Source organism: Phyllobacterium sp. 22552 (assembly GCF_052044585.1).
GTDB lineage: Bacteria > Pseudomonadota > Alphaproteobacteria > Rhizobiales > Rhizobiaceae > Phyllobacterium > Phyllobacterium ifriqiyense.
Genome location: NZ_JBQENG010000003.1, coordinates 129,999 through 149,110, shown reverse-complemented (window position 1 = coordinate 149,110; position 19,112 = coordinate 129,999). Strand labels below are relative to the sequence as shown.

Sequence of the window (19,112 nt, the reverse complement as noted above, 5' to 3'; positions counted from 1 at the left end):
CGGTTATATGCACCGATAAGTTGCATCTGAGACTGCTCCGTGACAATTGTGAGCATCCTCTTTACTAAGGTGCATGCATGCCTCATTTGAACCGCGAAGCGATCCTTTGGAGTCTGGAACATATTACGCGCCACGGGGATACAGACATATTTCCATATTCTCTTGAGGCCGAGTTTTTACAAGATTGCAAGGAGCAAGTCGCCGACGCGCTTGCGGCTGTAAACACTGCAACATTCAAGCCATTGAGTTCCTTGGACTCACTAGTTCCCAAAAGCCGACATGGTTTTCGCGTCGCGCACCAATTGTATCTCTCTGATGCCGTGATGTTATTGGCCGCTACCTCATCAATTGGTAATCAAATCGAAGCTGCGAGAGGGCCGTCGGATGAGCGACCCGGTTTTTCCTACAGGTTTCATCCGGGCGAAGACTTCGTAATGTTCGCTGACGGGTGCCGCTATGGACAATGGCTAATGCAGCAGTTTTCAAAGGTTAGATTTTGCGACGACGATCAATATACTCATGTCGTTGAAGCCGATATCTCTGATTTTTATCAGCGGATTTACCACCATCGCCTTGAGAACTGCCTTCAAGACGCAGCGGGGCAGGTGACCGAGACTCGAATGATAATGTCATTTATGCGAGATATACGGGCACGACAGTCCTTTGGGATACCTGTTGGTGGCAATGCAACTCGATTATTAGCGGAACTTGCTCTTCTGGATATTGATAGGGCATTGTCCGCAGAAGGATATGAATTTACCCGCTATGTCGACGACTTCAGAATATTTATCCGTGCAGGACAAGATCCTTACAATGCACTAGCATTTCTTGCCGATAATCTTTGGGCGGGTGAGGGTCTTTCGCTGGCATCCTCAAAAACGCGTGTTATACCATTTGAGCAATACAGAGAAAATTTGGAGCTGTTGAGCGGTGAAGATACGGCTCAGGCAGAGGCTTCGGCAGTTGAACATCTTCTCTATGAAATCTATGACTCGGAAGACAGCTCAGAGCCGTTGGCACAGCTTGCTAATATAGACCTTGTTGCCGAGATATCAGCCGAAATAGACCAAGAATTTTGGGATTTAGGCAAGATAAGAATCCTACTCCGATGCATGAAACTGACACGGGATCTAAATGCCGTGCAGTTCATCCGCGAAAACTATGGGCTATTGATTCCTTTCGCCAAAGAACTAGTGCTACTAATGGAAGAGCTCGCGGCAGACGATGATATATCTTTTCAAGATATTGAAGCAGGCATTGTGGACCTGATACTGAATCCTGCTGTGAGACATCTTCACGTGACCCGGGCATGGCTACTCGAATTGTTTGTGCGGGGCGTTATCAACATCAGCTCACTGCAGGCGCGCCGACTTGATGTGCTCAACCATACCCTAGATCAGCGCGCCCTTTACCGGATTAGAGCGCGTTTAGGAGAGGTCAATTATTTTCGTCAGCAGAAAGCCCGCATCAATGAGCTGACGCCGTGGCTGCAACCCGCTTTTCTTTACTCGGCCGCTTGCCTGCCAGCTGAAGAATATCGCACTTGGCTCAGCAATATTCGTCAAAACTTGAGCTTTCCTTTAGCGTCATTGTTTGTTGATTGGGCACGAGCTCGCCGTTGATCCTAGCGTTGTCACCTATTGCGGAAAACTCAGCTGCAATTTGCAGTTGGCTCACCGCTAGGTTTGCCGCCCGCAGCTAACACAACCCAGCAAGCGATCTGGTTGTGCTTATCTGTCGTTCAACCAAACCCACATAAGTCTTGGAGTCATCTGACTTACGTCTTTTATTAAATTTTCATTAAATTTTACTGAATGTTGGTATTTTTTTACATTCGACAAACCTGATGTTAGCAGAAACCTGAAAACTACTTCTGACCGTTCCTTCTCATCTTTTCCCCATATACTCTGTATTCTCTTTAGGCGATAATTCTCATCTGCGGATATTTTCCCCTGACTATCCCCAATCTTCATCCATATCAGCTCTCGGAGATACTTTTCTGCGTTCAGTTTGCTGAGTTGGAGAGCCTCGAGTTCCTGGATAGTATTCTGCACAGCATGAATAAGAGAGGCAACTTCCTTAAACGATGGCTCGCTAGTCTCGAAACCAACAATCATTTCGTTAACGTCAAGACCACGATATTGGTTGGCGATCGAGTCTTTTGCCCCGATTAAAACTTGTATCTTGTGGCGGTCAATGTCTACGTCAGCTTCTGCATGCGCGGCTCGGTTGCGCCAAGCTATCATAAGGGATGTCATTGATATCAGGACTGGCGATAAACTCGTATGATATCTTGATAGAGAATTGAACTTTTTCGCAACGCTTGAACCAGCATTATCTATATCGTTCTGAAGCTTAGGATCTTGGATAAGATACGGGATACGCCTCGAATAGCTCATATACATATCGAGCGAATCCACCGCCCGAACTAGCGCCATATCTAACACCAAGCGACGTGTTCGCCTTGCCGAAGCGACTGGATTTTTCGGAGACCAAGCTGCGCGAAGTTCCTGCGGAATGTCGGTAACCAGACCACGCTCCACCCCATCAAGGCCAACGAGCGACGTGATTATCAAATGATTGGCATTCCCGAGCATGCTCTTAAAACGAGCTCGCGCTTGGCTTTCATTCAAGAAAATATTCATGAGTATAATGATTGGATGCCGAACACGTATCGAAGGTGCATATTCCGCTCTAAGAAAGCCGAGGCTTGATGAAGGCGGCTGCTTTACCATTAAGCTACCGGCTAGTATTCGAATAGCACAAGCACAAATACTTCACAAGCGCCGCACACAAGCATCGATAGTCTTCGTCATGCAAACTTTCGACACGAAGAGTGCTGCCTTTCTAAGCCAGCACTCTCTCGGCAAATCCTTCACCGGAACCCTTTGATTTCATTAAGAGCTGAGCCGGTCACAGTGCTCGCCGACAGTCATTTGGGCGATTACGGCACAAATCCGTCACACTTGGGTGAACACCGCGTCTCTCACTGTTGAGCACTTCCTTATGACGACATGAAAGCACAATGGCGTCTACCCAAATATTTTTACAGACTTCCCTTGGCGGGGTGCGGGGGGCGTCCTACGCGATAGAGGCACGATTTCAGGAGTTCCTCTATGGCAACGATCCGCAAACTCAGAGGGCGCTGGCAAGGTCAGGTCAGACGCAAAGGCATGCAACCGCGCGCCAAAAGCTTTGACAGCAAGAGCGAGGCCGAGAAATGGGCGCGTAATCTGGAAGCTGATCTCGATCGTTGCGGATCCATGCCGGATACAAGGCTCGCTGAACAAATGACAGTCCATGCCCTTCTGACACGCTATCGGGTGGAGATTACTTCCGCAAAGCGTAGTGCACAAACAGAGTCAATCCGCATCGGTGCAATGCTGAGGCGGTCGATTTGCTTTCGAACACTGGCGATCCTTAGTCCCACAGATATTGCGGTCTACAGGGACGAGCGATTGAAGGTGGTTTCGGGCTCAACGGTGCTTAAGGAACTCAATGTCCTCGGACACGCGATTGATATTGCGCGCAAGGAGTGGGGTGTGCACTTGCCCCAGAATCCTTGCCGGATGATCAGGAGACCAGCACCTTCACGTCCTCGGGATCGCCGCCTGGAAGCCGGTGAAGAGCAAAAGCTGCTGGATGCTGCTGACACCGGTCGCAACCCCTATATGCGCTCACTGATCATTCTTGCGCTCGAAACAGCGATGCGTCAGGGCGAGTTGTTGTCGCTGTCGTGGACCGACATCGATCTGGAACGCCGTATTGCACATCTCGACATGACGAAGAACGGTGAGAGCCGGGATGTCCCTCTTTCCACACGTGCCATAAAAACCCTTCAGCGGCTCGCAGATCAGAGCACTGGTGATCTGGTGCTACCCATTTCGAAAAGCTCAGCAGGGCAAGCATGGGGACACCTCAGAGGGCGCGCGGGGTTACCGGATTTGCGTTTTCACGACCTGCGCCATGAAGCCGTGACCCGTCTTCTGGAGCGAGGTTTCAATGTCATCGAAACGGCAACGATCTCGGGGCATAAAGAGCTGCGAATGTTGCAACGCTACTCTCATCTGCGTGCCGTCGATCTGGTGGATAGATTGGGCTGAGACAAGCCGGGCATTCTCATAACGATCGCAGAATAACCTCCTTGGCTCCCCTTCAACCCCGTCCTAGTCATCATTCATCGACCCACATTTGGAGCCTTAAAATGATCTATCAGAAATTTTCTCGCCACCATGCAACTGCAAAATTTGCTGCTCTTGGACTAGCCGTCTTCACCCAGCTTCATGCCACTGAAGCGCAATCTCAGTCGTTAGATCATGCTGAGGTAGTAAAAGTAGTCGTTTCTAAAGCGCCCTATACACTCCCAGGTGCGGAGCACATGCGCTTTACAGTTGAGCGTATCGAGATGCCTCGTTCTGAGCGCAAAGTAGGATTTGTCTGCGGAAAACTCATTTCGACAGGAAATTCCGAGGTCGGCGTGACAATGCAATCATATCAAGCACTGTTGTTTGAGAAAGGCGGTGCAGTAGCAGCGGGACCCGTTGTGGGTTTCTTCAAACCTGTTGAACAACTGCTACAAGATGAGATGTGCCAATAAGAACTTGGATGTCACGCTGAGCACAGCGACTCAATCTGACGGCATAACTGCCATTTGGGCTGCTGCTTATATCTGCGGCAGCTCAAGCGGTATCATCGACCCGATATAGGATCGAAGTCCTAGAGGTTTTGATAGTATGCAAAGGGGATGCTTTTTGCTGCCTGAGCATCCCCGGCTCTCCAGTCCACCCATACCCGCCAGGATCCGGGAATTCATGCTAATCCACCCATACCGAGGTGTCCGATATCCGTATGCAAACTTTGGACAGTTGAAACGTCAGGAATAATCCTTGGGCGTGTATTGGGCGTCAAAGTCCTTTTCCAGCTGGACGTATTCCTCGAACGACATAGGCGACGGGTTCTTCTTGTCCCATGCCTTGAGCTTCTTGTTGGCGTCTGTCAGTTCTTTATTGCTCAATTTCCAAGCAGGTGTCTCATCCTCTGGCGGGAGAAACGACTTGAAGACCGCCTTGCGCTCCTCAATGTGTTTCGCATAGGCGGGATGGTTGTCTTGGCGATACTTATGCAGATCGTTCATGCGCTCTGTGGCTGCGCGCTTTACCCACGGAGCTGCCTTACCCTTCTTGCCGGGATTATTACTCATGTGCGCCCTCTCCTCTCATTCTTCGCTTGATTGTATCTGCCGTGCCTTGCTGATGTAGTCGAGCTCCCAATGGTATTTGAGCTGCTCATCAGTGGAAAACCACGATCTCTCCTCGGGTAGCAGACGTTGCTCGTTCTTCTTGGAATCCCGTCTGAAAAAGAACCACGGAACGATTATCATCGCGATGAGACCTAGACGCGTGAAAACATCGTCCATGGGCTTTAGGCCGTAGATGCTGGCGTAAAGCAGGAAAGCTCCAAGCCCACTTGTGACGATTGTCCGCGAAAAGCTCATCTGCCCGTGCAGATCATGGACTTCCATTTCTAGGTCGCTGATGTAACTGTTCGCTGCCTCTGGTAGATCCTCACGGGTGACAGCAGGGTGATTAGGTTGCATCCGGATAGCATCGAGCTTGCGCTTGTCAGCCTCAGCCATTTTCCCCTTGTAGCCAGGATCGCGATACCACGGTAGCTGCTCGGTCGGCTTCTTCTTCCACATACTGATCTTCCTCCATTCGCTCTAGTAGAAGCGAGAAGTGACGAAAATCAATAGGATCGAGATTGGCCTAACAGCGATCTAACCAATTGGCGATTTAGCCAGCATCTGAAGGCGGCCAGTCAGATATGTTTACATCAATGTTGTCAAAGGTCCGAAAAGGTAAACTTAGAGGGTCCAAAATCACTCCGACGCCAGACTCTATGTTGTCAAGTAACCGCCTTTGACAACATAATCCTGTTCAGAGCCAATCATGCAATTGGCACTTCGTAACATTAAGTTTACGTTTGGTTGTCAACGGAAACAGAAATGCAAAATCGGGCTCAAATGTAAACATAATCCCGCAATCAAAGAAAACGTCATAGAAGCTCACCAGAGCAAACCATCGAGAAGAACGTGCAGAGCAGGCAAAATACTTGCTGGAACTATTTCTCAGCAAATCTCGAATCAGGTTCGCAGAGATACGCAACGCCGTTGAAAGTCTGGCCGCTTCAGGGAATAATAGCTATTCTAAAAGCCCTCATAACCAGATGACTAATAGAAGAATTGTTTGTAGGCGGCTGTCGCGAATGACACTCTTTACTGGAAAGAGATATTGATTGTGAGCCGAAACCCCAGGTCAGGCGGGCCTCCTGGAAAGCGCGATAGAATACAGTGCGGTTTGTTTGGAGAGCTAAATTCGAAGTTGCGTTTCAGTTCCCTCTTACTCACGTTCGTTCCACTCCGGCCATACTGGTCGGCTAAAGGGCCAGTTGCAGACCGGAGCGGTAGTCTTTAATTTAACAGTGTAACGCCTTAACTCGACCGGTAGCGGCCAGCAGCCTTTACGCGGATTCGAGGCTTGGGCTGAGGCTCGCGCTCATCCATCTTGCCAACACCCCGTATAAGCGGTCGCTTTAGTTCCTCAATCTGCCGCTTTATCTCTCGATGAAGTGCTGCCAATTTTGGTGAAAGCTTGCCATCCCTGCCAACACCATCTGTTACCCAGTTGCTGCGATCACTCATATCGTCATCTTTTTTGTAGAAGACTTCCCCATTTTCAAACCCTACAATTTTGGACTCGATGTCATCGAGAAGTGACGTGGCCGTGCCGTGCCTATCGACAAGATAGTTGGGATTGATGATTGACTCCATGTCCGCCTGTTCCAACTTGTCAAAAATGAAATCGATCACTCTGTCACGGGAATTTCCGGTCATCATGCTAGCTCACTGTCAGAATGTTTTTCGCACTTTTTGATATTCGACATTACGCGGCCTCCCTCATTTCGTCGGCGGCAACCGCAGGCCGAATGACATGCGCTACATTAGTAGCGTAATCATGGATTCCGATGACAGGGCCATGAGGCGCATCGTAAACGGCCACACTGAAAAACCCGTCAGAACTATCATCGTCATCTCCAACCTTAAGGTAGGGCGCTTCCGGGTCGCCGCCATCAATCATGCGATCAAAAGCGGTAAGGACCAAACTCCCCTGCGAACGGCGCGTCATCCAATGCATATTGTAACCGACCGGCGAGTTTCGAAACAACGCCTTGTCGTGCCCCTTCAACGGCTCAATAATGTTCAGCGTGCTTTCAATGCTATGGCTAAGGCGTGCTGGATGAATGCCATCAACCTGTCCATTAAAATCGCCTTGATGTGCTAACACAACCAAACCACAAGGAGAATTCAGGTATTCGACGTAACTATAAGCGTTTCCGAGCGTGGTGTAATTCCACCCCTGTGATAAGGTGTCGAATGCTTTCCCACTCATGGTTTCATGCAAGTAGACAGGCGCCATAGTTGCCGTGGCAATAGCGGGCGTGTTAGTATGCTTTGTCATTTAATTTCCCTTTCTAGGATTGATGACATTTAGGATTCCGGTGCTGGTAACACCGGCATTCAGTAACGGCGCGGCCTTGGTCGCGTCGTTCGCTTACGGACGATTACTCGCCGCTAACCTTCCATTCGGGAAGGGTGTAACGGACTTGCTTATCAAGCCGGTCGCGTGCCTTGGTCAGCCGAACAATATCCGCTAGCGCATCTTTCCTAGTCACTGGATCGGTTAGATTGGCATTCTCCAACTCCTCGATCCGTGCGCTGATCTCTTCGCGTTTATATGCATTGACGTGCTCAGCAAGCGCACGTGCGGCCTCTAACAAACCGTCAACTGTCAATTCCGCCCTAGCGATTGAACCGCGCTTGCCGGCATAGGTGTTATTGTCGATTTCGCCAGTTGCCGATGAAGGATCGCGATTATCCTCAAATTCCGGCGGTGTAATTCCGGCGATATCAAGCGGTATAACGAACTCATCCCAGTTAATCCGATTTGCGGCTAACCAATCGTGGAACGGTCGGCGCAAGTCATTACTTGTCGCGTCGGTTGCTTTCTGGCGCTTTGTCTTTTGGCGTTCGCGCCATTGCTTTTGAATTTCTGCATTGCTCAGTGCCATGATCTACTCCATTATTATTACGATATCGCATAATGATAATGGCTTTGCAAGCCCTTTCAAACAGAGTTCGCACACGGATAAATTGGAACATCGCAACCGTCGTTGATAGTGTCGGGCCATACGTCCAAGGCCTCACCAAGAATTAGAGTGATCCGGCTCTTGAGATCGAGCAAGCTGTGGGCAGAAGGCGCGGCGATGATTTGATCGATTGCGGCGTGGTAGTCAGCGGCGGGGTGATAAGTGCTCATGTGAACCTCGTTTCGTGTTGTTGACGATCGAAACATGAGTCAAAGCAAAATGGAAAGCAAGCAAGAATTTCAAAAAAATACAACAACTTCAAATAGATAAGTCAGCACTGACTTATTTTTCGGATGCCGCTGCCGGAGATATTTTGGCTATTACCCGATAGTTTGCATCTAGCGGTCCGGAATTACACCAGTGAGCGCTGAACTGCATTATAGCGATGTTAAAGGCACCTGTTGTTCGTCTCGCTTTGCTCGCTCACCTGCGCGCTTCGCTTGCCAGCGCTGCGCGCTGATCACTGTTTGTGTTTCTTCTCCTCACTAATAGACCTGCGGGTATAGTTCTTATCCCCCTCTAGGAAAGAACATACAAAAGCAGAATACTAGACAATCTAATGTTCTGCCCGTTTCTAACCTAGAGGGGGATTTCTGCGTTACACAGGTGGTGAAGAGTCTTGGTTCATTAGACCGGCTAGGTGGTTTCCCTTTACCTAGCTGAAACTCCGCTATCCGATCTTACGATCAAACGGTTATGAACCCCGCAGGGTTCAGGCATCACATTCGACTTTCCTTCAATCGATATGTGACCGGCGTTGTGGTTGCTCATCTTGTGAGCGTTTCACAGTGCGCCGTCTTTTTGGGCCTTTCGATATCGAAGATATCCGGCGTTCGCTACAAGGCATTCCAGCCTACGAGATGGGCGTCCTACGTTTTCCATAGGGGAGCTGACATCTCGGCTTCCGTATCGTCTGGCGGTAAAGATGGCGGTCATGATCCCGCGCCGTTCCTTGCAGTGAGGCCAGTATGCAAACCAATGCGCTAATGAACGAATTGGCGACAGTCCAAAATCAATTCCGGAATAGAGAACTGACACAGCTTTGTGATTTGGGTGCTTTGATTAGTGGGGCGCTTTGAGACTGCCTAGCGAAAACGGTCGGCAAACACATATTGCCATATTCGAATCTTGCAGCGCAAGGGTAAATCGCGTGCCGAAGTTGAAAATAAGAAACTATCGGAGAACAAGCGATGAACTTGAAGCGTCATAAGAACGAGTATGCGGTTAATAGCACTGAGCGTCACAGTGAGTCACTGTCGAGCATTCTGATGTTCCAACACGAGGAACACGTATTCGGAGACGGACTGCCTCAGCGGCCATCCTAGAGTTAACCGCACATCAGAAGCGTAATCGCCGCATCTACCGAAATGAGTTCCCCAAGTTTTATAGTCGAAGACCGATGCCCCTTGGACTTTTGAACTCGGTAAAAAAGCAATCGGCATATGCTTCAAGTCAAAAATGAAATATGTCGACAAGGCATGGGTTGGATCTTGCCCTTTCCGGCCGACAGGGTATTATTGCCTATTATTCAACTCGAGAAGGCGTGAGTCGTTATGGGTGTTCTGTGCGTGCGATAGATCTTTATGCAGGAATTGGCGGCTGGAGTCTTGGCTTGAGGCTGGCAGGCGTAGATGTCATTGATTCTTACGAATGGTGGCAACCCGCAATTGATACTCACAACGGCAATCATGGCGGAAGCCTTACATCTGTTGATATTCGCAAACTGAAACTGAGTGATCTGCCCAAAGACATTGATTTGGTAGTAGGTAGTCCACCCTGCACAGAATTCTCATATGCGAATAGAGGAGGGCGTGGAGATATCGCCGAAGGACTGAAGGACTTGGTCAAGTTCCTTGAGATTGTTGACCATCTAAAACCCCGGTTTTGGGCTTTGGAGAACGTTCCTCGTGTTGCCCAGGTGTTGCGCCATGGATTCAGTGATCCGGAACACGTCCTCCATCGCTTCAAGCATCTAAACCCAGAAATCGAATTGGTGGATTTCTCACAGTATGGTGCGGCGCAAGCTCGCAAACGATGTATTGCAGGCAATATTCCCTTTTCTTTATTGAAAACTTACCAAACATGTTTACCAGCTCGCACGCTCGGCGACGTGATCGAGGGCTTGGCTAACCCAGATTCGGTATCCGATCCAGTTTGGGGCACGACGCTTGCGGCAGAGCAGCTAACGGACCATCAGGCAGAAGCACCTCTTAACAACGAAGAACTAAGAATGAACCGTGAATCAAAAGAGTTTCACTCGGTTTACAATAATATGGCTTTTCCTGACCCTCTTACACAACCGTCAAGGACGGTAACAGCAACCTGCACACGTGTTTCTCGTGAGAGTATTGTGATCGCTGAGCCTAAGTCTCCTGGAGCTTTTCGGCGGCTCACTATTCGTGAACGAGCTAGTTTACAGGGTTTTCCGATTACCTATCAGTTCTTCGCTCGATCCTTTGCAGAGAAGGCGAAAATGGTAGGAAATGCGATACCTCCCACATTCACATTTCTTGTTGCTCACGCAGCACAGCACACAGCGGCCGAGCGTCTCCCAAACTTTTGTCAAGCTGGGAAGCTGCTCACGTTACCGTCGAAAATCCCTGCAAAAACACCTCCGGATACTGAGGGCAAATCCTACCCGGAAACTCGACGATTTCGCGCGGCTCTACCTGGACTTCGGTTCAAGAGTGGAATGCGGTTTGATTTATCAAACGAATTTGTGAATGGCTGTGTAAACTGGAAAGTTCGTTTTTTCTTCGGCTCATCGAAAGATATTCGCGTAGTCGATTTGGACGGAAGCATAGAGAATTACCTTCGTCATTCCTCCTTGACTATTTCAACGTTGACCAAACTTCGCAGTGATTTAGTGAAAGCAGAAAATAGACTTAGTTCTACCGACCCGGCAATACTTCAGGCAACATGGACGCGTCGAGCTAATGGTCTTAGCCCATATGAAGTTACGGACTTGCTGGGAGAACTGGCCGGCAAGCTATCCGATAGCTTCAACAAAAACACCGACGCCGATATGGTAGAATATTTGGCCGATTATGTCGTGACCATTGCGGATCACGCTGTTGGCGATGGGCCGCTTCCCGGACAAGCCAAGCTTAAAAAGAACGCCATCCCAATTTTGAGCGGGTTCATCATCGGTGAGTGGTTCAATACTCTACAGTGGCACAGCAAAAGCAAAATCGCGGCTTAGTCGTCTGGCGCTATGCCGAACATCACCAGCGGAACAGGCGGAACGCCGCGTCCTTCTCGGATGAGATTATAAAGCTCAGCCTCATAATAACCCGGACCAGAGGACATCTCACTCTGCAAGCATTTCATTGGCATTATCTCAACACCAACGTCGATTTTATCCGCAACGTAAAAGGCAACATGCTTCACGAAAAGATCGTAAGCAATAAAAGCATATTTTCCCAGCTGCACCTCCACAGCAACGCGTTCCTTAACGAAATCTGTTTGGTTGCGAGACTGATATGGAATGAAACCAGCTAAAAGAATTTCAGCCTTCTGCTGTGTGGGATTAAGATCCATTACCTTTCGGTTTGTCCGCGCGTCTTCACACACCCAATAGGTAGTCTGAACTGCTTTCCATTGGTGTTGACCAAAGCCAACATCAAATGCTTTGTTCATCTCTCGGGGTGAATATACCTTTTTGCCGAGTTTGGTCTTCTCCTTGGAAATTTTAGTCCTGCAAGCTGCCGCATCGATTCCAGCAACAACCAACCTGATTTCTGCGAGAAGTTCTGGCTTGCGCGCTTCAAGGAACTCCAATCCATTAAGGTGCGAATGACACGCTGCTATCCTCACCTTGATTATCGCAGTCGAATAAAGACTAATTTGTCCGGATTATTTACCGTTTTATAATTCATTGAATTTTCCTCTATCCGCGACTTCGCAACGGATTTAAGGCTAACCTAAGTCGGCGATTCGTTCCAAGTCTCGTTTAGAGTCATCGGGCCGGAACCAATAAAAAAGGTATAAAATGTTTGAAGCACTGGTTGAACGTGGCTTCCAAATTGAATTCCAGTCGCATGCCCAAGCAATTCTCAGTGTGGATTTTCCCGAGGCAATTCAGGAGCTCGAGCTGGCACTCCTCGCAACTACAATTCCAATCGAGGAAATCATTGCTGGTGGAGGAGGAGAAGCAAAAGGAACACAGAGGTTGCGAAATGCGCTTAACAATTTGTCATGGCCAAAAACAGAATTTATTGTGGAACGACGGATTAACGGAGTGCCTCGTGAAAGCCAATCCCATGAGGTGGACCACGTTCGCACGTTTCCCTCGGGCGAACGAGTAGCCTTAGAGATAGAGTGGAACAATAAGGATCCATTTTATGACCGAGACTTAGAGAATTTTAAGCGGCTCCATGCAGATGGGGCAATATCAGTTGGCGTGATCGTTACGAGGGGCAAAAAACTGCACGACAATATGCGCTCTCTGGTCCGGCGATTTCTAGATGAGCGCCAAATTCAAACATTTAATGACATGAAACAATGGGGATATGAACCAACATCTCGACAGCGCAGGGCTATTGAAACGAAAGTTGGGAGGGCAATCAATCCATTGTCTTTTCGCGATGCATTTACCGGCCAATTTGTTTCAGATAAATTTGGTGAAGCTACAACGCATTGGAGAAAGCTAGATGATAGGCTTCGGCGCGGCGTAGGAAACCCATGCCCCCTGCTGCTAATTGGATTGCCGGATACTATTGTGACGTTTCACGAAGGTAAGGAAGCACTTGCAGAAGTCGAGGCTGCTGAAACTGCCGATAGCGAGTTAGATTTATAACCGCACATTAGGCACTGCAACGGCACGTCTAGCGTGTCGCACGTTCAAGCCTGCCCATTTGGGCATCGCACACCGGCAGGATCGCTTCTGCTATTCATTCCGGGATTTTGATCCCAGACTCGGAGAGTTGGCTGAATGGTTAAAAACACCGCACTCGAAATGCGACTCCAGGTCATCCGGCACACTAATGGCACACCGCTTTTAAACGGAGTCGCACCCTGCAATATCCATGTTACCTCCACAGCTTCTTCGCCAAATCCAAAATTCGCCATTGAAGCCTTGACGCGCATCGGTTAGAACCGCTTCGCGCATGCGAGCTGTCGCAGCCCCATGCACCCGTAGCTCAGCTGGATAGAGCGCTGCCCTCCGAAGGCAGAGGTCACAGGTTCGAATCCTGTCGGGTGCGCCATTTCAGTAGAGAACTGCTGGAACTGCGGACTTCGCCCGCTGGGAGGGTGTAGCCTGCTCGGGACCGTTTGAGACAGTCACCTGACAATAGTGGTCGATGGCAAAACTTTGCGCTGTTTCCAGCCAAGCCAGATCAGGGCGAGCGCGGCAGCCCCCATCCAGGGCAGCAGTAACAGGTTGAGCATTTGCCATCCAAGGAATTCCAGCAGCGCTGCTGCGCTCACCGAAGACATAAGCCCACAGGCAAAGATCGTCATGTCATTGGTCGCTTGCGCACGCCCTTTTTCGGCTGGCGTATAGGTGCTGGTCAGCAATGTTGTACCGCCAATATAGAGGAAGTTCCAACCGATTCCGAGCAGGACAAGCGCGCCTGCAAACGAACCGAAACCAGTTCCCGTCAATGACATGGTCACATGACCGGCCAAGAGAACCAGGCCCGTCAGCATAATAGGCAGCACGCCGAAGCGCGCGATCAACGAGCCTGTAAAGAAGGACGGCAAAAACATCCCAAGCACATGGAGTTGAATGACTGTCGCAGTGGCTGGGAGGTCGTGATGATGATGCGCCATGGCAAGCGGCGTTGCGGTCATGGCAAGAATCATGATTCCGTAGCCGGTCACGGCCCCGAAAAGCGCAACGAGATAGACTGGTTGAGTAACGATCTGGCCCCAGGACCGCCCCTTATCCGCATCACTATAAATGGCCTGCGGGGTGGGAACGCGAAGCCAGAGCAGCGCTCCGGCGGCAACCAGAGAGACCAGTGCCAAAAGCAGAAATGAACCGACATATTCGGGCTGCAGCAGCGGACCACCGAGGCGTGCAAGCATGGGACCCGCCACAGCCGCGACGACACCGCCTCCCAGCACGAGCGAGATTGCCCGGGAGCGGAAGGTCTCGTCAGCGACCTCGCTCGCAGCGAAGCGGTAGAATTGTGCAAAAGATTGATAACCTCCGACCAGAAACGTGCCGAATGACAAAAGAAGTAGCGATTCCAGCCAGATGCCCAGCGCCGCGCAGAGCCCGCCAGCAACACCAAGCAGCGCCCCGGCGACAAAGCCCGTCCGGCGGCCGACCCGTGCCATCCACATTGATGCAGGAAATGTCGCTGCCGCTGTGCCCAGAAACATCGCAGCTATCGGCATAGTTGCCAGCCCCGGACGCGAGGCGACCTGACCGCCGGCCAGAGCGCCGACAGTCACGACAAGCACCGTGACCGTTTGAAAGAGCGCTTGTGCGCTCGCTAGCAAAAATACCTGCCGATGCATGGGATTGCCGATCATGCGGATGCCCTTCAATGCAGCTTAAAGTTGATATACATCTCTAACAACAATCACCAATTATCAAAAGTATAGAATTGCCGGAAAACCATGGCGGCTCATTCTCGCAATGCTTCTGGGGGTCCGGCCCCTGCCTCAACGAGATGGAATGGAACAAAACGTCAAAAATACTGTTGCAATGTGTACGGCAAGACGGCATGCGTTGACTTGCCTTCATCGGCACCCAACATGGCCGTTCATCAGACCTTAATCGGCATTCGATTATTGCTGGACGGCTAACGTGACTGGTCAACGACAGAGCTCATTATGACACTGGAATCCGACTTGAACTTCTCCATCACTGATATTGAGCAGCTTGAAGACCGCCTGCGCAAGGCGATGCTTTCCAGCGATACTGCCGCGTTGGATGAATGTCTCGACGACAATCTCATCGCGATAGATCCTTTTGGACGCAGGCTGAACAAGCAGGAAAACCTCGATTTCCATCGTGCCAATATCCTTAAACTTGATCAGATTGACATGTTGGATTGCTCGGTGCGACTCATGGAAAATGCCGCGACAGTCTCATGGTTCGGAAAAATCGCCGGAACATATTACGGGGAAAGCTTTTCCGAAAAGCTCGCTTATAGCCGGGTCTGGTCACGAACTGACGGGCGGTGGACATTGATCCTCATCCACAGCACCAGAATTACGATGTGAGTTATCCGTCTTAAGTACCGCGATATCTGGGACCAGAGCCAACTCACCCCAGTCGCAGATCAATGATTCAATGTGCGGAAACTGCTCTATTCGAGCTCCAGCACCTCTCCCGCTGTATAGATAATTTCCGGCGGGCCATACTCGCCAACATCCGGCTTCGCTTCCCGGGCCCAAGCGATAACACCAGCATGTTTTGAAGCCAAATCCTTGGCCGTGCGGATGGCGCGATCTTTTGTTTCGAATTGCTGCGGTTCTCCAACCGGGAAAAGCTCGCCAGCATCCCCTTGGTCGAACGCTATGACAACAATCAATTGCACTGGGTCCATTACACTAGCCTTACGTCAAACGATAATCTTAATACTGACCCAAGAATTCAAAGGCAGGCCTTCGATCCAGAAAACATCAGTAAACACATGGGGCCATAGGTGCCCTATTCGATACTAAACGCCAAGCACTAACAGCGGTTCCAATAGCGGCACTATGTTACTACTTTTGGTAACGTTTTATTTCAAAGCGCACCTTGCGTGATCTTATTCGGCGGCCATATAATAGCGGATGATAACTCCTCCACAAAAAAATAGCCCTGCAGCAAGCTCTGATGCTCGTCCTTGGCTTAAAATTCTAAGCCAATATCGCAAACCGCATAGAGGCCGGAGCGCCTTTGAACTTGCGGTTACGCTTGTTCCTTTCGCTATTTTCTGGGCTTTGTGCTGGGCCGCTGTCCATTATGGCTATTGGTGGGGTTTGGTTCTCATTATTCCAGCAGCAGGCTTCCTGTTGCGATTGTTCATGATCCAGCATGATTGCGGCCACGGATCATTCTTTGCTCACCGTCACACGGATGACTGGACTGGCCGGGTCATTGGCGTGCTGACATTGACACCTTATGATTATTGGCGACGCAGCCACGCTATTCACCACGCCTCGGCGGGAAATCTGGATGAACGCGGCATTGGTGACATTACTACGCTGACGGTTGCCGAATATCGCGCGCTGTCGCGTTGGGGCCGGATTGGCTATCGCTTCTATCGCCACCCGGCGGTTATGTTTGGTGTGGGGCCTGTTTGGCTGTTCTTCTTCAAGCAGCGTTTGCCCTTCGGCATGATGCGGTCTGGTGCTGCGCCGTGGATTTCAACCATGGCAACCAATCTTGGCATCGCTGTCTGCGCCATATTTCTGATGTGGCTTGTCGGCGTCGGTCCATTTCTGCTGATACACCTGCCCATCGTTACGCTTGCGGGAGCGGCGGGTATTTGGCTGTTTTACGTTCAGCATCAATTCGAAGAGACGCATTGGTCATCGGCACCGGAATGGCAGTTCCATGAAGCCGCCCTGCATGGTTCTTCGCATTACATATTGCCGGGTTTTCTCCAATGGATCACCGGCAATATTGGCATTCACCATGTTCATCACCTTTCCAGCAAGGTTCCCTGCTACCGGCTTCCGCAAGTTCTGAAGGACTATCCGGAGCTTGCCGATATTGGCCGTATTACAATCATGGAAAGCCTGCGCTGCGTGAAGCTTGTATTGTGGGATGAAAACCGCAAAAGACTGGTTTCCTTCAGGGAAGCAAGGGCGCAGGTCTGATATCAGCGCCCGGCCCTCGCGCGATCACGCAATCGACAGATGCTCTTTGGGCCTCGCGGTGCGGGCCAGCCTTATTACCGCAAGACCCAGGATTGAGAATATACTGCCAACAGTGCCCAGATAGTTCAGCCCCAGATTGGTGATGACCAGCCCTCCGATCATTGATCCTATGGCAACCCCAAGGTAGAGCGCGGAATAATTGAGCGATAAAGCGAGCGGCGCGCTTTCCGGCGCTATCGCCAATATGCGGCTTGCCTGTGCCGGTGGAAACATCCAGGCGATAACACCCCAGACCACCATGTGCGCGATCAAGACAATACCGGCAAACTCATGTGGCAAGATCATGATCCAACTGACCAGGATCAGGGCAACTGTATTGAGAATGGATGCAGCAATCACCGTTTTGGTGGCACCGAAGCGATCGGCCAACTGCCCGCCAAGAAAATTGCCGAATGCCGCGCCAACTCCAAAAGCCAAAAGGATAATCGGCAAGTATTCACGGGAAAGACCTGTCCCCTCCACTGCAACAGCCGCGATATAGGTATATACGGCAAAGCCTCCGGTCATATAGAGAAGCATGGTCAAGAGTGCAGGCAGCAGGCCCGGATGACGGATGACGCTCAGGCGCTTGGCCAAGGTCATTTTATCTGCGTAAAGGCCGCGTGGCAGCAATAGCCAAACGATCAACGTGGCCAGAACACCGATCAGGGCAATGAACAGATATGTGCCGCGCCAGCCCGCAAAGCTGCTTATAAATGCCCCCAATGGCGCGCCAAACGCCACGGCCAGAGTTGTTCCCCCGACAATCACAGAGATCGCTCTGGCGCGATGATGCGGCTGCGATATTGCAACGGCCGTCGCCTGCGCTGTCGCGGCATAAAGCCCGGCAACCACTGCAATCAGGAGGCGTGCTATCAGTAAGAGAATATATGTCGGGGATATTGAAGCAAGAATAGCACCGAGAACAAAGACCAATGCGCTTCCAGCCAGCACGATACGCCTATCTAGCGCACCTGTGAGGGCAGCGACGATGGGCGCTCCAATTGCATAGGCGAAAGCATAGGTCACAACCAGATAGCCTGCCTGAACAAGACTTACCCCCGTGTCTCCAGCGATCTCGGGCAGAAGGCTTGCCACAACAAAGCCTTCAATGCCGATTGCAAATGTACCCAGCGCCAGTCCTACAAGACGAATGTCCATGGCTAATACCTAGATGTTCAACGATCATTGAACTATTCGCCTCCTCCAAATCAAAGTCAAGCGGTAAGTTCAATAATTATTGAACATTGAAATCTCTCCTGCCAATTGCTATTACATAGGTATGACGAACGCTCTGTATCATCCTGCTCCGGAAGAAATCGCTCTGCCAGCTGTTCTTGCGGCACTGGGCGATGAAACCCGCCTGACAATCATCTCCATGCTTGCGAGATTTGGCGAAGACGAGCGCAATATGACCTGCAGCTATTTTCTAAGCCTCGGATCAAAAACCGCGTTGAGTTATCATATTGGCAAGCTTCGTGAGGCGGGCATTATTTACGTTCGCCCTGAAGGGACAAAACGCTTGCTGTCCTTGCGGCGCACGGATTTGGAAAAGCGGTTTCCCGGTTTTCTGGATTCAATTCTGGCATCAGCAACGCAGCTCTCACCTGGCGTTGCTCCCTCCTCCACTGAATTTCCGAAACAATCAGGATTGCCATCATGAGAATAACGCCAAACGGCTCTGTCCCCTCGCGCCGCCCTCCTTCCGATTGGTTTACCGGAACTGTCTGGCAGGATCCAATCATTGAAGCGGAAGAACCTGCGCGATTGCGCGCTGTAACTGTCCGTTTCGAGCCAGGTGCTCGTACGGCCTGGCACACCCATCCACTCGGCCAGACTTTGCACGTGACATCCGGCTCCGGGCTTGCTCAGGTTTGGGGCGAAGCAATAAGGGAGATCAAGGCTGGGGATACAATCTGGATCCCACCGGGGGAAAAGCATTGGCACGGCGCCAGCCCCACTACTTTCATGACCCATATTGCCATGCAGGAAGCGCTCGACGGCAAAGCGGTGGAATGGATGGAAAAGGTTTCAGATACGCAATATTCCGGCCACGATTAGTCTGCTACATTTCTGTTACCTGTTCGGGTTGGAAATGT

Annotated in this window: 20 protein-coding genes and 1 tRNA gene; 10 read left to right on the top strand and 11 right to left on the bottom strand. The window is 50.5% G+C overall.

Translation table 11 applies throughout. From position 1 onward, the window contains the following. The first annotated feature begins 77 nt into the window (after nt 1–77). Nucleotides 78–1,622: an RNA-directed DNA polymerase gene (locus ACTJI9_RS07935; protein ID WP_440807108.1), complete on the top strand. Its 1,545-nt coding sequence runs from the start codon at nt 78–80 to the stop codon at nt 1,620–1,622. 108 nt (nt 1,623–1,730) lie between these two features. On the opposite strand, the gene ACTJI9_RS07930 is transcribed toward ACTJI9_RS07935, so the two are convergent. Continuing rightward, complete coding sequence (locus tag ACTJI9_RS07930; protein ID WP_440807106.1) at nt 1,731–2,735, bottom strand: hypothetical protein; 1,005 nt, start codon at nt 2,733–2,735, stop codon at nt 1,731–1,733. Nucleotides 2,736–3,116: 381 nt separating this feature from the next. Here ACTJI9_RS07930 and ACTJI9_RS07925 point away from each other — a divergent pair, with 381 nt between their 5' ends. Then, on the top strand, nt 3,117–4,103 hold the full coding sequence (locus ACTJI9_RS07925) for a site-specific integrase (protein WP_440807105.1): 987 nt from the start codon (nt 3,117–3,119) through the stop codon (nt 4,101–4,103). A gap of 101 nt (nt 4,104–4,204) precedes the next feature. Next, a complete protein-coding gene (locus ACTJI9_RS07920; protein WP_440807103.1) occupies nt 4,205–4,597 on the top strand; it encodes a hypothetical protein in 393 nt (130 codons plus the stop codon). Between the two features lie 276 nt (nt 4,598–4,873). Here ACTJI9_RS07920 and ACTJI9_RS07915 read toward each other — a convergent pair whose 3' ends face one another. From ACTJI9_RS07915 to ACTJI9_RS07890, 6 genes are all read right to left on the bottom strand, one after another. Then, nucleotides 4,874–5,200 (bottom strand): hypothetical protein, encoded by a 327-nt coding sequence (locus tag ACTJI9_RS07915; RefSeq protein WP_440807101.1) that lies wholly within the window; start codon nt 5,198–5,200, stop codon nt 4,874–4,876. Nucleotides 5,201–5,215: 15 nt separating this feature from the next. Beyond that, nucleotides 5,216–5,698 (bottom strand): hypothetical protein, encoded by a 483-nt coding sequence (locus ACTJI9_RS07910; protein ID WP_440807099.1) that lies wholly within the window; start codon nt 5,696–5,698, stop codon nt 5,216–5,218. 792 nt (nt 5,699–6,490) lie between these two features. Then, nucleotides 6,491–6,895: a hypothetical protein gene (locus ACTJI9_RS07905; RefSeq protein WP_440807098.1), complete on the bottom strand. Its 405-nt coding sequence runs from the start codon at nt 6,893–6,895 to the stop codon at nt 6,491–6,493. Between the two features lie 46 nt (nt 6,896–6,941). Next, entirely contained in the window at nt 6,942–7,517 is a 576-nt protein-coding gene (locus ACTJI9_RS07900; protein WP_440807097.1) for a hypothetical protein, read from the bottom strand. 103 nt (nt 7,518–7,620) lie between these two features. Further along, nucleotides 7,621–8,127, bottom strand: coding sequence for a hypothetical protein (locus ACTJI9_RS07895; RefSeq protein WP_440807095.1), 507 nt, complete (start codon nt 8,125–8,127; stop codon nt 7,621–7,623). A gap of 56 nt (nt 8,128–8,183) precedes the next feature. Beyond that, complete coding sequence (locus ACTJI9_RS07890) at nt 8,184–8,375, bottom strand: hypothetical protein (RefSeq protein ID WP_440807093.1); 192 nt, start codon at nt 8,373–8,375, stop codon at nt 8,184–8,186. Nucleotides 8,376–9,670: 1,295 nt separating this feature from the next. Here ACTJI9_RS07890 and ACTJI9_RS07885 point away from each other — a divergent pair. Continuing rightward, nucleotides 9,671–11,407: a DNA cytosine methyltransferase gene (locus ACTJI9_RS07885; RefSeq protein ID WP_440807091.1), complete on the top strand. Its 1,737-nt coding sequence runs from the start codon at nt 9,671–9,673 to the stop codon at nt 11,405–11,407. On the opposite strand, the gene ACTJI9_RS07880 is transcribed toward ACTJI9_RS07885, so the two are convergent. After that, on the bottom strand, nt 11,404–12,021 hold the full coding sequence (locus ACTJI9_RS07880) for a BglII/BstYI family type II restriction endonuclease (RefSeq protein WP_440807089.1): 618 nt from the start codon (nt 12,019–12,021) through the stop codon (nt 11,404–11,406). The two genes, ACTJI9_RS07885 and ACTJI9_RS07880, sit on opposite strands and share 4 nt — an antisense overlap. A 175-nt stretch (nt 12,022–12,196) precedes the next feature. On the opposite strand from ACTJI9_RS07880, the gene ACTJI9_RS07875 reads away from it, so the two are divergent. Both ACTJI9_RS07875 and ACTJI9_RS07870 read left to right on the top strand, forming a co-directional pair. Beyond that, nucleotides 12,197–13,003 (top strand): BglII/BstYI family type II restriction endonuclease, encoded by an 807-nt coding sequence (locus ACTJI9_RS07875; protein WP_440807087.1) that lies wholly within the window; start codon nt 12,197–12,199, stop codon nt 13,001–13,003. A gap of 332 nt (nt 13,004–13,335) precedes the next feature. Continuing rightward, nucleotides 13,336–13,412, top strand: a tRNA-Arg gene (locus ACTJI9_RS07870). 76 nt (nt 13,413–13,488) lie between these two features. Here ACTJI9_RS07870 and ACTJI9_RS07865 read toward each other — a convergent pair. Continuing rightward, on the bottom strand, nt 13,489–14,691 hold the full coding sequence (locus ACTJI9_RS07865; RefSeq protein ID WP_440807085.1) for an MFS transporter: 1,203 nt from the start codon (nt 14,689–14,691) through the stop codon (nt 13,489–13,491). A 303-nt stretch (nt 14,692–14,994) separates the two neighbouring features. Here ACTJI9_RS07865 and ACTJI9_RS07860 point away from each other — a divergent pair, with 303 nt between their 5' ends. Then, the gene (locus ACTJI9_RS07860; protein ID WP_440807083.1) at nt 14,995–15,387 is read left to right on the top strand and encodes a nuclear transport factor 2 family protein; all 393 of its coding nucleotides are present in this window, start codon (nt 14,995–14,997) and stop codon (nt 15,385–15,387) included. 86 nt (nt 15,388–15,473) lie between these two features. On the opposite strand, the gene ACTJI9_RS07855 is transcribed toward ACTJI9_RS07860, so the two are convergent. After that, on the bottom strand, nt 15,474–15,713 hold the full coding sequence (locus ACTJI9_RS07855) for a hypothetical protein (RefSeq protein WP_115051465.1): 240 nt from the start codon (nt 15,711–15,713) through the stop codon (nt 15,474–15,476). Nucleotides 15,714–15,942: 229 nt separating this feature from the next. Here ACTJI9_RS07855 and ACTJI9_RS07850 point away from each other — a divergent pair, with 229 nt between their 5' ends. After that, on the top strand, nt 15,943–16,974 hold the full coding sequence (locus ACTJI9_RS07850; RefSeq protein WP_307282282.1) for a fatty acid desaturase: 1,032 nt from the start codon (nt 15,943–15,945) through the stop codon (nt 16,972–16,974). 24 nt (nt 16,975–16,998) lie between these two features. Here the strand turns inward: ACTJI9_RS07850 and ACTJI9_RS07845 are convergent, their stop codons facing one another. Next, the gene (locus ACTJI9_RS07845; protein WP_440807079.1) at nt 16,999–18,174 is read right to left on the bottom strand and encodes an MFS transporter; all 1,176 of its coding nucleotides are present in this window, start codon (nt 18,172–18,174) and stop codon (nt 16,999–17,001) included. A gap of 121 nt (nt 18,175–18,295) precedes the next feature. On the opposite strand from ACTJI9_RS07845, the gene ACTJI9_RS07840 reads away from it, so the two are divergent. Both ACTJI9_RS07840 and ACTJI9_RS07835 read left to right on the top strand, forming a co-directional pair. Next, on the top strand, nt 18,296–18,676 hold the full coding sequence (locus tag ACTJI9_RS07840; RefSeq protein WP_336440705.1) for an ArsR/SmtB family transcription factor: 381 nt from the start codon (nt 18,296–18,298) through the stop codon (nt 18,674–18,676). After that, on the top strand, nt 18,673–19,074 hold the full coding sequence (locus ACTJI9_RS07835) for a (R)-mandelonitrile lyase (protein WP_115051469.1): 402 nt from the start codon (nt 18,673–18,675) through the stop codon (nt 19,072–19,074). Before ACTJI9_RS07840 ends, ACTJI9_RS07835 begins: the two co-directional genes overlap by 4 nt. Nucleotides 19,075–19,112: the final 38 nt, after the last annotated feature.

Bases quoted from the DNA above. Each gene is read 5' to 3' on its own strand.
- ACTJI9_RS07900 (WP_440807097.1), bottom strand. From the start codon at position 7,517: ATGACAAAGCATACTAACACGCCCGCTATTGCCACGGCAACTATGGCG.
- ACTJI9_RS07845 (WP_440807079.1), bottom strand. From the start codon at position 18,174: ATGGACATTCGTCTTGTAGGACTGGCGCTGGGTACATTTGCAATCGGC.
- ACTJI9_RS07860 (WP_440807083.1), top strand. From the start codon at position 14,995: ATGACACTGGAATCCGACTTGAACTTCTCCATCACTGATATTGAGCAG.
- ACTJI9_RS07875 (WP_440807087.1), top strand. From the start codon at position 12,197: ATGTTTGAAGCACTGGTTGAACGTGGCTTCCAAATTGAATTCCAGTCG.
- ACTJI9_RS07835 (WP_115051469.1), top strand. From the start codon at position 18,673: ATGAGAATAACGCCAAACGGCTCTGTCCCCTCGCGCCGCCCTCCTTCC.
- ACTJI9_RS07930 (WP_440807106.1), bottom strand. From the start codon at position 2,735: ATGGTAAAGCAGCCGCCTTCATCAAGCCTCGGCTTTCTTAGAGCGGAA.
- ACTJI9_RS07925 (WP_440807105.1), top strand. From the start codon at position 3,117: ATGGCAACGATCCGCAAACTCAGAGGGCGCTGGCAAGGTCAGGTCAGA.
- ACTJI9_RS07915 (WP_440807101.1), bottom strand. From the start codon at position 5,200: ATGAGTAATAATCCCGGCAAGAAGGGTAAGGCAGCTCCGTGGGTAAAG.
- ACTJI9_RS07890 (WP_440807093.1), bottom strand. From the start codon at position 8,375: ATGAGCACTTATCACCCCGCCGCTGACTACCACGCCGCAATCGATCAA.
- ACTJI9_RS07840 (WP_336440705.1), top strand. From the start codon at position 18,296: ATGACGAACGCTCTGTATCATCCTGCTCCGGAAGAAATCGCTCTGCCA.
- ACTJI9_RS07885 (WP_440807091.1), top strand. From the start codon at position 9,671: ATGTCGACAAGGCATGGGTTGGATCTTGCCCTTTCCGGCCGACAGGGT.
- ACTJI9_RS07850 (WP_307282282.1), top strand. From the start codon at position 15,943: ATGATAACTCCTCCACAAAAAAATAGCCCTGCAGCAAGCTCTGATGCT.
- ACTJI9_RS07855 (WP_115051465.1), bottom strand. From the start codon at position 15,713: ATGGACCCAGTGCAATTGATTGTTGTCATAGCGTTCGACCAAGGGGAT.
- ACTJI9_RS07910 (WP_440807099.1), bottom strand. From the start codon at position 5,698: ATGTGGAAGAAGAAGCCGACCGAGCAGCTACCGTGGTATCGCGATCCT.
- ACTJI9_RS07865 (WP_440807085.1), bottom strand. From the start codon at position 14,691: ATGATCGGCAATCCCATGCATCGGCAGGTATTTTTGCTAGCGAGCGCA.
- ACTJI9_RS07920 (WP_440807103.1), top strand. From the start codon at position 4,205: ATGATCTATCAGAAATTTTCTCGCCACCATGCAACTGCAAAATTTGCT.
- ACTJI9_RS07935 (WP_440807108.1), top strand. From the start codon at position 78: ATGCCTCATTTGAACCGCGAAGCGATCCTTTGGAGTCTGGAACATATT.
- ACTJI9_RS07905 (WP_440807098.1), bottom strand. From the start codon at position 6,895: ATGATGACCGGAAATTCCCGTGACAGAGTGATCGATTTCATTTTTGAC.
- ACTJI9_RS07895 (WP_440807095.1), bottom strand. From the start codon at position 8,127: ATGGCACTGAGCAATGCAGAAATTCAAAAGCAATGGCGCGAACGCCAA.